Consider the following 13,564-nt stretch of genomic DNA (forward strand, 5'->3'; position numbering starts at 1 on the left):
GGTCAACCAGTGCAGTTTGACCGAGAATGTCATGACAGACCACGCGGGCGGGATACCAGGGGAAATCGTGATCCTGTTTACGGTAAATCAGTTCTTTTAACGACTGTTCAAGAATCGCGGGATCACAACGGCGCACCAGCTGCTCGGCCAGTACTTTGGAGGTATAGGGAAGTGTGGCATAGGCGCCTGGCTGGATATCTTCCACAGCCTGGCGCACGTCATAATATTCCAGCGGGGTGCCTTGCAGCGGTTTACGATATTTTTTGTTCATAGCTTACCTGCCTCTTGCATCATTTTTTCCTATATCATTGTTGTTACAAATGACCATCGCTTAAGTGGCATAGTACACTGCCGAAAAGCCACCTCCCAAATCACTTATATTTCATATACTTAGTTGCAAAAATCCGCATTTCAGCAACATTTTGTTATATATTTTTTAGAATATCCGCTCTAAATGTTCTTTTTTTAAGCAATTTTAGCATTTCCTTCCTATTCTTTAGTATGAGATCGATTTGCTGAAGTAAAATTAATTGAATTCTATATATTTAAATAAACCTTTTAAGCATCTTAGATTAGCATTTATAAAATCTATATTTTTTATATTTACCCCAGTATTTCTAGCCTTCAAAAAAATGAAAATGGCGAACTGGCGGCTTCGGGCCGTATAGTTATTCTGTGGCAAGATAAAACCACGCTCATACTTCCAGTGAAAAAATTCTGGTGTTCAAAAAATTCAATACGTTTGTGCAGATACCACCAATACATCAACCAAGACCAATTCAAATGGTTGTATCGAATAGAAGATTATACCGAATTGAATAATCCTAACTCCTAGGGATTAGCCAAGCACACATCTCGAGCCGGCGTTCGTGATGTCTTGAGCCTAATCCTCAAAGAATGGTCCAACAAACTATTGCAGCCTGTTCACAATGTCGGACCAGAAACTGAAAAAAATGATTTTGATCAGCTTAAATTTCTTCCTGTCACGACAACTGCCCACGATGGTTTAACTATCGATCAATTACCTTATACTTTCTGTTTTGCATCTTTTAGATCATGAAGCTCGGGGCATGATGGAAATTATGCGGATCTGCGGACACATTTGACTATAACCGCAAACTGCCCTCTCATCCTATGAGCTTGCCTATGACCGCAGATCCTAGGCCCAACCGTGTTTATTAATGAGCAGTTTTACAAGTTTTATTCAGCCTAGAGCAATATGGGCTTTTTGTTTGCCTATCTACCCTGTATGTTGCAAAATATCAGGATTAATGATTTGTGAAACTATACCCAGAGGCTAAACATGGCAACATCTACTGCTTTTATACTCTTCACTCTAAATGGTGTAGATGCGCAAAAATTCCTTCAGGGTCAAGTGACTTTAAATACTGAAGCATTAGCCGAAAACCAGACGCGTTATACTGCCATCTGTAGCTTAAAAGGGCGTATTCAGTTTGGGTTGTGGCTAAAGAAAATCAATTCAGAAAGCTTTGAAATTGTCACCACCCAAGACCAAGCCGAAGAATTTGCCAAACATATTAAAAAATTCGGGGCTTTTTCAAAAATGAAACTGGAAGAAGTCGGCACGGTTTATCCGACTTTACACGGTGAGCATACTGAATTTTCCCCGGCTGAAGCTGATATTGCCCTGTGGAAACAGCAAGCTATTCGAGCCGGACAAGCTTGGATTGAAGCAGATATTGCCGGAGAGTTTCAGCCGCAGGAATTGCGTCTGCATCAGCGTGAAGGGGTGAATTACGACAAAGGATGCTATTTAGGTCAGGAAGTGGTGGCACGCCTGTGGTTTAAAGCCAAACCAAAAGCCTGGTTGCATCTCATTCAAGGTACAGGCCCTGCGCCTGCACAAGCTGAACAGTTAAATCGAGGTGTTCAGGTGGTCAACAGTACCACATGTGAAAATGGCTATATTGCACTGGTGGTTGCCCGCCCTGAAGCTTTGGCTGAACTGGATGTCACGGTTTTAGATTTACCTGAAAGCTTAAGTGGCGATGTGGCGCGTCCGCAGTAAGTGCTTTTATTTTAAAACTCATCCAAAAAGCCAAGCCCCTACGCTTGGCTTTTTAGTTTCTGTTTCTCGTTTAATCTTGTTTTTTAACTGTGTATTCAGGGAATATCTGCAGACTTTAAAGATAAAATCGATGCATAATTGATGCTAAAAATACAGATTAATGCCTAATTTTAAATTATTTACCAGTCAAACAACTGTTTTTTATTTCGTGACAAATTCCTTATTTACAAAGTCCAAAATCCTTTTATGATGGAAGGACAATGATTAAAACCACACCATGGAATCAGGTGTAAAAAACATTAAGGTTATAGGAACCATGAAGAAAAAGTTAGTACTCGCTGCAATTCTTGCAGTTTCTGCACAATTCACGCTGGCCAATACTGCTGCTGTTCCAGTTGATCCACAATTTACTAAAATTGAAGAAATGGTTAAAGCCAATAATTTTAAGGGCGCCTATGAGGCCTTAAACAAGCTGGCAAGTCAGGGAAATGCTCAGGCCATATACAACTTAGGCTATTTAACACAATCTGGCCAAGGGACTGTCAAAGACGAGAAAAAGGCCGTTCAGCTGTATGAACAGGCTGCCAGCAAAGGCTATCCGGTTGCGAACTATGTCCTTGGAAAAAACTATGCTGCTGGCACTTTAGGCTTAAAACAGGATCTGACCAAAGCCAAACAGCATTTAGAAAAAGCATCAGCTGCAAATTTTGATGATGCGACCATTGATCTGGCTGTGCTGCTGTTTGCAGAAGGTAAACCCGCCTCTGACAAAAGTGCCCTGCAAAAATTACAGCCTCTGCTGAATAAAGGTAATTTGCAGGCAATTCATGCCAAGGCACTATATGACATCAGTCTGGGTTTTAAAAATAAAGATGAAAAGCCGGTTCAGCAAGGGCTGAGCAGTATTCAGGATCTGGCTAAAAAAGGCTATATCCCTGCCCTGATGGCAGTGGCCAACATGTTTGCCAATGGCAGCATCGTGCCGCAAAACCTGCCTGAAGCGAAAAAAATCTTTGCGGCACTGGCAAAGGAAAATATTCCACAAGCCAAAGAGTCCTTGGCCACAGTGGATAAAATGATTGCGGAGCAGAAAAAAGCACCGGCGAAAAAAAGCTAATCCCTTTTTCTTCAGTTCTTAAAAAAGCTCCAACAGGAGCTTTTTTGATGCGGACGTTTTCTTGAATATCAGCTTTTAGCTCCACCATAAGGTAATCAGTCCACTGGCGACAATAAAACCTGCAATAGTACTCATCAATAAGGGAGTTAAAGTCCGTTCCTTTAAACCATAAGCCTGCCCCAACATGCCATACAAGGTGGGCATCGGCAGGGCTGCAATTAAAGTCCCAGCATAGATCATTTCCTGACTTAAGCTGGTCAGCTGGCTGAGCCCCAGATACATCAGTAAAGGCATCAGGATATTGCCGGAAAACACTAGATAACAGCTTTCTACATTTACATATTTCAGACTGGTACCCACAATTCCGCCGCCAATCACAAAGAGTGCCAGCGGTGAAGCGGTTTGTCCTATCATGGCAAAAACCTGATCAAGATAAACCGGCACCCGGATCTCGAATACGGCACAGCTGATGCCCAGTATGACTCCGACAAATAAGGGGTTTTTAAAAAGCGGCAAGATGGTACTTTTAAAAATACCACCCAGATTGGATTGCTGCTGACTACCCATTGCCGCCAATACCAGTACCATAGGAAGCAGCAGCATGCTTTCAATAATAACGACCAGAGAAGTATAGGTCAGGGCCTGTGGTCCGACCAGCAAGGTCAGCATAGCCGTCCCGATCAGCCCGGTATTGGACATGGCTGAACCCAGAGACAAAATCGCACTATGTGAAAAACTATTCTGGAAATGACAACGCATTATCCAGAAACCTGTCGCATACAGCACTAAAGTAACCGTGCTATAGACCATAAAGTATTCAAAATACCAGATTTCATGCAGGTCTTTAGAAGACAGAACTTGAAAGAACAGCAAGGGCAAAGCCACTTTAATAACAAAAGCGCCGACTGTATCAACCTGTTCTTTTTTTAAGATTTGACATTTCACACTGAGGTAGCCCAACCCCACCAAGAGAAAGATGGGTACAATGACCGAAAAGATCATATGAAAAAACCTGTTGCAAATGAAGCATGATTATAGGCCCTGGTACGGGGAAACAGGCTTTAAAAAGGCTTAAATAAACCATTTAGCCCATGAGGTGCAGAACGTAAATATTGGGGTGAAATTTTAATTTCCTGTTTCAATTGGGCAGCTGCATGCCAAGGCCAGTGTGGATCATATAAAATGGCCCGGGCAATCGCGATGGCATCGGCCTGATCCTTCTGTAAAATCTCCTCAGCCTGTTCAGCATCAGTAATCAGCCCCACAGTAATCACCGGAATCTGGACTTGGGGCTTAATTGCTGCTGCAAAAGGCACCTGATAACTTGGTTTTATATCGATTTTTTGCGCTATATGCAGGCCTGCGCTGGACACATGAATATAGGCAGCTCCCAGAGCTTCCAAAGCTTTAGATAGTTCAATAGAGGCATTAATATCCCAGCTTGGCTCTTCTTCAATCCAGTCTGTTGCTGAAATACGCACACCCACCGGATAGCCTGCCGGAACGACTGCTTTCATCGCCTGGAACACTTCTAGAGTCAAACGCATACGATTTTCCAATGAACCACCATATTGATCTGTACGCTGATTCGACAGTGGAGACAGAAATTGATGCAATAAATAACCATGCGCAGCATGTAACTCAACCAGATCAAATCCAGCGTCTACGGCACGTTTGGCACTGTGTGCAAAGTCAGAAATGACCTGCTGGATTTCCAGCTCGCTCAGTGCTTTAGGAGGATGCTCATCTGCCTGAAAAGGAATACTACTGGCAGATACGGTTTGCCAGCCATGCGGTTCATCGGGCTTGAACTGCCCTTGGCCTGACCAGGGCTTGTCAGTAGAGGCTTTGCGGCCGGCATGCGCCAGCTGAATACCAAATGGTATAGGCGAGATGGATTTGACTTTGGTCAGCAACGTCTTGATCTGCTCCGCCTGCCGATCATTCCATAATCCCAGATCGGCATAGCTGATCCGCCCCTCGGGCTGCACGGCCGTCGCTTCTACAATACATAGCCCCGCACCGGAAAGTGCATAACTCGCCCACTGCTGTTCATGCCAATAAGTAATTTCACCCTGATCCGTTGCAGAATATTGACACATGGGTGCAATGACAATTTTATTGCTGAGTCCTAATGCACCGAACTGGAGAGGCTGAAATAATAATGTCATGGGTTCTTCCTTTTTATTCATTTTCAATCAGGGTCAGGCAAAACTGATAAACAGGCCATTGAGACCTGGTTATTTATAACGTGAATGCTGCTTTTTTAAAAGATGATACGGCGACTGAGTCCCAGGACCGGCATATCATCCTTATTTTTTGTAGCACCTGGATTCACCAGCTCGTGCAGGTTCGAAGCTGATATCAGCCCCGGCATTGCATGAATTTTAAATTCCAGTCTTTTTTATCCTTTGTGATTAAAAAGTATAAATACCTATTCAAACATCACACTATTTTAAAATGCACTAAGTCGGCAATGATCGGTCATTTTTCTCACACCCCAACGTGATTCACTTGCAATCCCTTTCAAATCACCCAATATTAATACCATTCTCCTGTTGCTGATGTGTTATGCCTGAATTACCAGAAGTTGAAACCACTAAAACCAGTTTATTACCCTTAGTTGAGCAAAAAGTGCTACGTGTCGAAGTACGACAGCCAAGCCTACGCTGGCCGATTCCAAATGATCTGGCCAAATTGCAAGGTCAGCGTCTGATCGGACTAAACCGTCGTTCCAAATATATTCTGGCTGAGTTTGAAAACGACAGTATGCTCTGGCATCTGGGCATGTCAGGCAGTTTTCGCCTCTGTGAACCGCATGAAGAATTACGTAAACATGACCATTTAATTATCCAGTTTGAAGATTTTGAATTACGTTATCACGACCCTCGCCGTTTTGGCTGTATTTTGTGGCTAGATGAGTATTCACAAACGAAGTTGATTGATACTTTAGGTCCTGAACCTTTAAGTGAAGCATTTGATGCTGCATATTTAGCGCAAAAATTAAAAAATAAAAACACTGCGATTAAAGTTGCCATCATGGATAACCATGTCGTGGTGGGCGTTGGCAATATCTACGCAACCGAGAGCCTGTTTAATCTTGGCATTCATCCGGCCCAGCCCGCCAAAGACCTAAGCCCAAGTCAAGTTGAAAAACTGGTCCTTGAAATCAAGCGCATTCTGAAGCAGGCGATTGAGCTCGGTGGCTCGACACTCAAAGACTATACCAATGCCATGGGTGAAAACGGTTATTTCCAGCAGACCTTGCTGGCCTATGGCCGTGCCGGTGAGATGTGTGTCAACTGTGAAACCCCCCTTGAAAATCTCAAACTGGGACAGCGTGCATCGGTATTCTGTCCACAATGCCAGCCGTTAAAAACAGTTAAGCTAGCTGCGAAGCCAGTGATGCAGGGGAATAAAACATGAAGTCCGCTATCGTCCGTCATATTCTGGTTAAAGATAAAGACACTGCCGAGCAACTGAAAAAGAAAATTAAAGGCGGTGCAGACTTTGCCAAAATTGCCAAACAACATTCCACTTGTCCATCCGGAAAAAAAGGCGGTGAACTCGGTGATGTAAAAAAAGGCCAACTGGTTGGGCCAATAGATAAGGCCGTGTTTAGTTTGCCAGAACGCGAATTACATGGCCCAATCAAAAGTCAGTTCGGCTGGCACTTGCTGGAAATTAAATTCCGGATGGATTTTTAAGCCCGGCTTCTTCCTCCTACTGGTGGCAGAGAAAGAGCTTTTGAGTGATAAAAATGAGCATTTGCATAAAAAAACGGCGCCCCACGCGCCGTTTTTTATATAGGCCCCAAGCTCTTAAGCTTCAGGACGCTTTTTCAACTCATCCCGAATTTCACGCAGTAATGCAATATCTTCCGGGGTTGCTGCAGGTGCTGGCTCCGCCTCTTGCTTACGGCGCATTTTGTTCATCACTTTAACCAGCCAGAATACCACCCAAGCCAATAAAATGAAATTAATCAGAATCGTCAAAAAGTTACCATAGGCAAAGATATTTAAACCAGCTTCTTTTGCGGCTGCCAGATTAGTAATGTTATTTGGATTATCGCCCAGTACCAGGAACCAGTTTGAATAATCAACATCTCCACCTAGAATCCAGCTGATAAAAGGCATAATTAAATCAGCAACCGCGGAATCAATAATTTTACCGAAAGCGCCGCCAATGATTACACCAACCGCCAGGTCCATCACATTGCCTTTAACAGCAAATTCCTTAAATTCCTGAAGAATACTCATAACTTATTTCAACCTACTCTTATCAAGTTTTGTCCTGAATTATACATGAGGCAGGACTTTTGATTTTTATTTAATTTACTGGGTTTTGGTAAATTACGCTTGGATGCTATCCAAAAATAAAAAAACCGTAATCTCCAGGAAGATTACGGTTCATTTAATCTGATAAATCGTCTAAAGATTACTTATCACGATTACGTTTACGTTCGTTTTCAGTCAGGTAACGCTTACGAATGCGGATTGACTTCGGTGTTACTTCAACCAGTTCGTCATCTTCAATGAATTCAAGCGCTTGCTCAAGTGTGAATTCGATAGCTGGCGTCAGCGTCAAGGCTTCGTCAGTACCCGATGCACGTACGTTCGTTAACTGTTTTGCTTTGGTCGGGTTAACTGTCATATCATCAGAACGAGAGTTAATACCAATGATCATACCTTCATAAACTTCTAATTGCGGTTTAGCAAATAGACGGCCACGATCTTGTAGGGTGAATAATGCATAGCCCAAGCAAGTGCCTTGAACCATAGAAATCAGCACACCATTTTGACGTTTCGCAACAGTACCTGCTTTCGCCGGACCATAATGCGAGAAGCTTGAAGTCATGATACCTGTACCAGAAGTCATGGTCATGAATTCAGAACGGAAACCAATCAAGCCACGTGAAGGGATCGTTGCTTCAATACGGATACGGCCTTTACCGTCAACTTCCATATTGGTTAACTCGCCCTTACGGTGACCCATTTGTTCCATTACAGCACCTTGGTGCTGATCTTCGACGTCGAAAGTCACGTTTTCGTACGGTTCTTGCATTTCACCGTCGATTTCTTTCATGATCACTTGCGGACGAGATACACCCATCTCGAAGCCTTCACGACGCATGTTTTCGATCAACACAGAAAGATGCAGCTCACCACGACCAGACACTTTAAAACGGTCCGGACTGTCAGTATCTTCAACACGTAATGCGACGTTATGAATCAATTCGCGGTCTAGACGTTCACGGATATTACGTGAAGTAACGAATTTACCTTCTTTACCAGCAAATGGTGAGTTATTGACCTGGAAGGTCATCGACACTGTAGGTTCGTCCACAGAAAGCGGAGGAAGTGCTTCAACAGCTTTCGGATCACAAATCGTGTCAGAAATATTTAATGCATCGATACCTGTTACACAAACGATATCACCCGCAGATGCTGACTCAACATCCACACGATCTAAACCATGATAACCCATGATTTTCAGGATGCGGCCGTTACGCGTCTTACCTTCTTTATCAATAACAGTAACTGGCGTATTTAATTTGATCGAACCGCGTTGGATACGACCAACACCGATAACACCTACGAAACTGTTATAGTCCAGTGAAGAGACTTGCATCTGGAACGGACCATCAACGTCAACCGCTGGTGGTTCAACGATGTCTACAATCGTTTGGAACAACGGAGTCATGTCTTCAGCCAATTCATCCGGAGCAGGACCCGCTACACCACGAAGACCTGAAGCATAAACAACCGGGAAGTCTAACTGTTCGTCAGAAGCACCCAGATTATCGAACAAATCGAATACCTGGTCGATAACCCAGTCTGGACGCGCGCTTGGCTTGTCAACCTTGTTGATGATCACGATTGGCTTTAGACCGCTCGCAAAGGCTTTTGCTGTCACAAAACGTGTTTGCGGCATTGGACCTTCCTGAGAGTCAACCAGAAGCAGTACACAGTCAACCATCGACATTACACGTTCAACTTCACCACCGAAGTCGGCGTGTCCCGGGGTGTCCACAATGTTAATGCGGTATTCAGTATCAGTACGTTTGTCTAACCATTTGATTGCAGTATTTTTTGCGAGAATGGTAATACCACGTTCACTTTCGATAGCACCCGAATCCATGACACGCTCAATCTCACCCGCGCGATCACCGAGAGCACCTGATTGTTGCAAAAGTTTGTCTACAAGAGTAGTTTTACCATGATCGACGTGCGCAATAATGGCGATGTTACGGAGAGTTTTAATATCTGACATGTAAATTCAATGCGTATGTAATTTGAGGGCAGATTATACAGAAAAATACTAATTTTTTATAGTGGCTGTTTATTTACAGGACTAATTTTTTTCTCCTTATGTCCCCATTTAGTTTGTAAAGGCGTGTAACTCGATTAGAATAGCGCCACTCAGCCTTAATTTTCTTTGACACATGTCTGATTTTAATCAATCTCCCCCTTCAAAAGATCAACTTGACCTGGTGTATGGCCTGGAAGATCGTCCTAAACCTTTTATTGCTTTTTTAGCCGCTTTCCAGCATCTCCTGGCAATTATTGTCCCGATTGTGACCCCCGGCCTACTCATCTGCCTGGCACTGGGTGTGTCGAAAGAAGATACCAACATGATTTTATCCATGTCATTGGTCATTTCGGGGATCGCTACATTTCTACAATCTAAAAAAGTTGGCCCATTTGGTGCCGGCCTGCTAATTGTGCAAGGAACCAGTTTTAATTTTATTGGTCCTATTATTGGGATTGGTTCTGCCATGGTGGCGGCGGGCACACCGGTCGAATCAGTAATGGCGGCTATTTTCGGTGTGGTCATTACAGGTGCCTTCATTGAGATGGGCGTTTCACAAATTCTGCCCTGGATTAAAAAACTGATTACCCCGTTAGTTACCGGAATTGTGGTGTTGCTGATTGGTTTGACCTTAATCAAAGAAGGTCTGATCAGTATGGGGGGCGGTTATCAGGCCATGAGCGATAAAACTTTTGCCAATGCCGACAACCTCATCATGTCATGCACCGTGCTGGCCCTGATTATTATCTTGAACCGGGCACGTATTACCTGGGTAAAAAGCTCTGCCATTCTCATTGCACTGGTGGCCGGCTATATTCTGGCAGGCTTCATGGGTCACCTGGATTTTTCCGGTCTCAAAGATGCCCCCCTGGTTCAAATTCCGACCCCAATGCACTTTGGTCTGGACTTCTCCTGGAGCCTGTTTATTCCTATGGCATTTATCTACCTGGTAACCTCGCTGGAGGCGATTGGGGATATTACGGCAACTTCTAAGCTGTCAAACCAACCTGTCGATGGTCCAGAATGGATGAAACGTATTAAAGGCGGTGTTCTGGTCAATGGTGCCAACTCACTGCTTGCCGGCATCTTTAACACTTTCCCGAGTTCGGTCTTTGCGCAAAATAATGGCGTCATTCAGCTGACTGGTGTGGCTAGCCGTTACGTTGGTATCTGGATTGCAGCCCTTCTGGTGATTCTGGGTTTATTGCCTGCTGTCGCTGGTGTTATTCAGGCTGTTCCACAAGCCGTATTAGGGGGCGCCGTGATGGTGATGTTCGGTGCCGTGGCTGCATCAGGGATCAATATTCTGTCTGGCGTCCATTTAGACCGTCGTGCCCTGCTGATCATTGCGATTTCTCTAGCACTTGGTCTGGGTGTTGCACAAGTACCGCAAATCCTGGAACATTTACCTGAACTATTCCGTAATATTTTTAGTTCTGGCGTAGCGACCGGCGGTATTGCTGCACTTATTTTAAATATTGTACTTCCAGAAACAAAGAAGTAATTGCATGTCCAGAAAACACTGTTTAAGCCCCACTTGGACAGTGTTTTTTCTATTGGAGAAAGATCTATGGATCCTAAAAGCGAAGTTTTATTAAGACAATACGATTATTTGTCAGGTCGGATTTTATTACTGAATGCACCGACCGATGAGCTTCTTGCTGAGTTTGGTGAGTCGATCCAGCCCTCAATCTGGACATGGAACTTTAATGATTACCAGTATTTTCAAGGACGGCAGGCAGAGGTCCATTTTGGCACTGAAATTCCTGCAGGAGAATTTGATCAAGCTGTTATCTTTGTTCCCAAATCCAAAGAATTACTCAATTATTTGCTTCATAACCTGGCCGTACAGCTTAAACAGGGAAGCAGTATCTTTCTGGTGGGCGAAAAGAAAGGCGGCGTAGAACGGGCAGCAAAGCAATTACAAGCCTATGGTAAAGCCATTAAACTCGATAGCGCGCGTCATTGCCAACTATGGCAATTAACCTTAGACTGCGCGGTCGAAGCGAAAACTTTGGCAGACTGGGCTCAGACCTATACAGTTCCGACTCCTAAAGGAGAGTTAACGGTGTGCGCCCTTCCAGGCGTGTTTAGCCAAAATCGCCTGGATGTAGGAACTGCGGTACTTCTTCCTTATCTGAGTCAGGTTAGCTCAGGCAAGATTGCTGATTTTGGCTGTGGGGCCGGTGTGATGAGCGCCTATCTGGCCAAACTGAATCCAGAAAATCGGATTTTTGCACTGGATGTAGATGCGTTTGCATTAGCCTCTACACAAATGACCTTCGAGAAAAATCAGCTAAGCCCGCAGCAGCTTGAAATCAAAGCCATTTCGGGTATTGAAGATGCACCGCTATTTTTACATGCCATTGTCAGTAATCCTCCTTTTCACCAAGGGATCCAGACACATTATGATGCCAGCGAGAACCTGTGCAAGACTGCACGTCGCCACCTCAAGTCCGGTGGTGAATTATGGATTGTGGCGAACCGCTTCTTAAATTACCCAACTTTAATTGAGCAAAGTTTTGGTCAGTGTACGGTTAAAGCGGATCAAAGCGGCTTTAAAGTGCTGTTTGCCAGCACTCAAAAAAACTTTAAGGAATCATGATGAGCGAAACTCAACACAGTCCACAGCTGCAGCGTAAGCTGAGTGCTCGTCATTTGAACATGATTGCCATCGGCGGTTCCATTGGTACCGGTTTGTTCCTGGCCTCAGGAGCAACTATTGCAAATGCCGGCCCTGGGGGTGCGCTCATGGCCTATGCCTTAATCGGCATCATGATTTACTTTCTGATGACCAGCTTAGGCGAACTTGCCACACACAACCCGACATCTGGTGCATTTTTCACCTACGGCACCAAATATGTAGAAGGCGGTTTTGGTTTTGCACTGGGCTGGAACTACTGGTACAACTGGGCAATTACTGTTGCTTTTGAACTGGTTGCAGTTCAGTTCATTATGAAATTCTGGTTTCCGGATATTCCCGGCTTCTATTGGAGCGCCATTTTCCTGGCTGTGGTCTTTGGAATTAATGCCTTGACCGTTAAAGGTTTTGGTGAATCTGAATTCCTTTTCTCGCTGGTTAAGGTTCTTGCCATTATCGTGTTCATCATCATTGGCATCTTTATGATTTTCAAAATTATGATGACGCCTGAGGTAAGCGTCTTTGGAAATTGGAGCAAGGGAGAAGCCCCCTTTGTAGGTGGATTATCGGCCCTTATTGGTGTAGCGATGATTGCCGGATTCTCTTTTCAGGGGACTGAAATGGTGGGAGTGGCAGCGGGAGAATCCAAAGATCCGAAAAAGACCATTCCAATTGCCATCAAACAAATTTTCTGGCGTATCTTGCTATTTTATATCGTCTGTATTTTCATTATCGGCACCTTGATTGCCTATGATGATCCACGTCTTTTACAGGCTGCCGCTACAGATAATATTGCGCTTTCACCCTTTACCCTTCTGTATGAGCAGGCCGGTTTTGCTTTTGCAGCCAGTGTGATGAATGCCGTGATTCTAACTGCAATTTTATCGGCAGGTAACTCTGGCATGTATTCCTCTACCCGCATGTTATTTGATATGGCACGTAAAGGCAGTGCACCAAAAATATTTGGCCTACTCGATGCTCGTGGTGTACCCATGAACGCGCTTTATGCCACCACAGCGATTGCTGCCTTATGTTTCTTGACGACTTTTATCGGTGAAGAACAAGTATTTAACTGGCTATTAAATATGTCAGGCATGTGTGGTTTTATTGTCTGGCTAGGAATTGCAGTTTCGCATTACCGCTTCCGCAAAGGCTATATTGCACAAGGCTATAAACTGGATGAGCTGGCTTATCGTGCCAAGTTCTTCCCTTTCGCACCTTGGTTTGCATTTACGCTCTGTGCCATTGTGGTTCTCGGTCAGAATTATCAGGCGGTTCTGGAAGGAGAATGGCTGGCCGTATTGTCGACTTATATCGGCATCCTGTTATTTCTGGCCATCTGGCTGGGCTATAAATGGAAATACAATACCAAGCTGATTTCCTATCAGGAGATGGATGTGCAGCCCATGAAAGTTGATCGGAATGAATAATTCCTTGTGATCTAAAAAAGCAGCTGAAATAGCTG

Annotated in this window: 11 protein-coding genes and 1 pseudogene; 7 read left to right on the forward strand and 5 right to left on the reverse strand. The window is 44.2% G+C overall.

What is annotated here, in order from left to right; genetic code table 11:
* A pseudogene (locus E2K74_RS12385) lies at nucleotides 1-271 on the reverse strand (Fe/S-dependent 2-methylisocitrate dehydratase AcnD); the annotation flags it as partial.
* Nucleotides 272-1,303: 1,032 nt separating this feature from the next.
* On the opposite strand from E2K74_RS12385, the gene E2K74_RS12390 reads away from it, so the two are divergent.
* Both E2K74_RS12390 and E2K74_RS12395 read left to right on the forward strand, forming a co-directional pair.
* Nucleotides 1,304-2,029, forward strand: a complete 726-nt coding sequence (locus E2K74_RS12390; protein ID WP_151207950.1) for a YgfZ/GcvT domain-containing protein — start codon at nucleotides 1,304-1,306, stop codon at nucleotides 2,027-2,029.
* Nucleotides 2,030-2,345: 316 nt separating this feature from the next.
* Entirely contained in the window at nucleotides 2,346-3,146 is an 801-nt protein-coding gene (locus E2K74_RS12395; RefSeq protein WP_151207952.1) for a tetratricopeptide repeat protein, read from the forward strand.
* A gap of 75 nt (nucleotides 3,147-3,221) precedes the next feature.
* Here E2K74_RS12395 and E2K74_RS12400 read toward each other — a convergent pair whose 3' ends face one another.
* Nucleotides 3,222-4,148 (reverse strand): AEC family transporter, encoded by a 927-nt coding sequence (locus tag E2K74_RS12400; protein WP_151204522.1) that lies wholly within the window; start codon nucleotides 4,146-4,148, stop codon nucleotides 3,222-3,224.
* 59 nt (nucleotides 4,149-4,207) lie between these two features.
* Nucleotides 4,208-5,317: an NADH:flavin oxidoreductase/NADH oxidase gene (locus E2K74_RS12405; RefSeq protein WP_151207954.1), complete on the reverse strand. Its 1,110-nt coding sequence runs from the start codon at nucleotides 5,315-5,317 to the stop codon at nucleotides 4,208-4,210.
* Nucleotides 5,318-5,717: 400 nt separating this feature from the next.
* Between E2K74_RS12405 and mutM the strand changes: the two genes are divergently transcribed.
* Together mutM and E2K74_RS12415 are read left to right on the forward strand one after the other, a co-directional pair.
* The gene (gene mutM / locus E2K74_RS12410) at nucleotides 5,718-6,572 is read left to right on the forward strand and encodes a bifunctional DNA-formamidopyrimidine glycosylase/DNA-(apurinic or apyrimidinic site) lyase (protein ID WP_151207956.1); all 855 of its coding nucleotides are present in this window, start codon (nucleotides 5,718-5,720) and stop codon (nucleotides 6,570-6,572) included.
* Entirely contained in the window at nucleotides 6,569-6,853 is a 285-nt protein-coding gene (locus E2K74_RS12415) for a peptidylprolyl isomerase (protein ID WP_151204519.1), read from the forward strand. The genes mutM and E2K74_RS12415 overlap by 4 nt, the downstream gene beginning before the upstream one ends.
* Before the next feature lie 114 nt (nucleotides 6,854-6,967).
* Here the strand turns inward: E2K74_RS12415 and mscL are convergent, their stop codons facing one another.
* Together mscL and typA are read right to left on the reverse strand one after the other, a co-directional pair.
* Complete coding sequence (gene mscL / locus E2K74_RS12420; RefSeq protein WP_151204518.1) at nucleotides 6,968-7,405, reverse strand: large conductance mechanosensitive channel protein MscL; 438 nt, start codon at nucleotides 7,403-7,405, stop codon at nucleotides 6,968-6,970.
* A gap of 178 nt (nucleotides 7,406-7,583) precedes the next feature.
* Complete coding sequence (typA, locus tag E2K74_RS12425; protein WP_151204517.1) at nucleotides 7,584-9,419, reverse strand: translational GTPase TypA; 1,836 nt, start codon at nucleotides 9,417-9,419, stop codon at nucleotides 7,584-7,586.
* Nucleotides 9,420-9,591: 172 nt separating this feature from the next.
* Here typA and E2K74_RS12430 point away from each other — a divergent pair, with 172 nt between their 5' ends.
* From E2K74_RS12430 to E2K74_RS12440, 3 genes are all read left to right on the forward strand, one after another.
* Nucleotides 9,592-10,962: a uracil-xanthine permease family protein gene (locus E2K74_RS12430; protein WP_151207958.1), complete on the forward strand. Its 1,371-nt coding sequence runs from the start codon at nucleotides 9,592-9,594 to the stop codon at nucleotides 10,960-10,962.
* A gap of 66 nt (nucleotides 10,963-11,028) precedes the next feature.
* Nucleotides 11,029-12,063, forward strand: coding sequence for a methyltransferase (locus E2K74_RS12435; RefSeq protein WP_151207960.1), 1,035 nt, complete (start codon nucleotides 11,029-11,031; stop codon nucleotides 12,061-12,063).
* Entirely contained in the window at nucleotides 12,063-13,529 is a 1,467-nt protein-coding gene (locus E2K74_RS12440) for an amino acid permease (RefSeq protein ID WP_151207962.1), read from the forward strand. The genes E2K74_RS12435 and E2K74_RS12440 overlap by 1 nt, the downstream gene beginning before the upstream one ends.
* Nucleotides 13,530-13,564 lie beyond the last annotated feature (35 nt).

It is taken from the genome of Acinetobacter sp. RF15B (assembly GCF_007558235.1).
GTDB classification, from domain to species: domain Bacteria; phylum Pseudomonadota; class Gammaproteobacteria; order Pseudomonadales; family Moraxellaceae; genus Acinetobacter; species Acinetobacter lwoffii_C.

What these genes read in the sequence shown, in the direction of transcription:
- E2K74_RS12390 (WP_151207950.1), top strand. Translation starts at nt 1,304, where the DNA reads ATGGCAACATCTACTGCTTTTATACTCTTCACTCTAAATGGTGTAGAT.
- E2K74_RS12395 (WP_151207952.1), top strand. Translation starts at nt 2,346, where the DNA reads ATGAAGAAAAAGTTAGTACTCGCTGCAATTCTTGCAGTTTCTGCACAA.
- E2K74_RS12400 (WP_151204522.1), bottom strand. Translation starts at nt 4,148, where the DNA reads ATGATCTTTTCGGTCATTGTACCCATCTTTCTCTTGGTGGGGTTGGGC.
- E2K74_RS12405 (WP_151207954.1), bottom strand. Translation starts at nt 5,317, where the DNA reads ATGACATTATTATTTCAGCCTCTCCAGTTCGGTGCATTAGGACTCAGC.
- mutM (WP_151207956.1), top strand. Translation starts at nt 5,718, where the DNA reads ATGCCTGAATTACCAGAAGTTGAAACCACTAAAACCAGTTTATTACCC.
- E2K74_RS12415 (WP_151204519.1), top strand. Translation starts at nt 6,569, where the DNA reads ATGAAGTCCGCTATCGTCCGTCATATTCTGGTTAAAGATAAAGACACT.
- mscL (WP_151204518.1), bottom strand. Translation starts at nt 7,405, where the DNA reads ATGAGTATTCTTCAGGAATTTAAGGAATTTGCTGTTAAAGGCAATGTG.
- typA (WP_151204517.1), bottom strand. Translation starts at nt 9,419, where the DNA reads ATGTCAGATATTAAAACTCTCCGTAACATCGCCATTATTGCGCACGTC.
- E2K74_RS12430 (WP_151207958.1), top strand. Translation starts at nt 9,592, where the DNA reads ATGTCTGATTTTAATCAATCTCCCCCTTCAAAAGATCAACTTGACCTG.
- E2K74_RS12435 (WP_151207960.1), top strand. Translation starts at nt 11,029, where the DNA reads ATGGATCCTAAAAGCGAAGTTTTATTAAGACAATACGATTATTTGTCA.
- E2K74_RS12440 (WP_151207962.1), top strand. Translation starts at nt 12,063, where the DNA reads ATGAGCGAAACTCAACACAGTCCACAGCTGCAGCGTAAGCTGAGTGCT.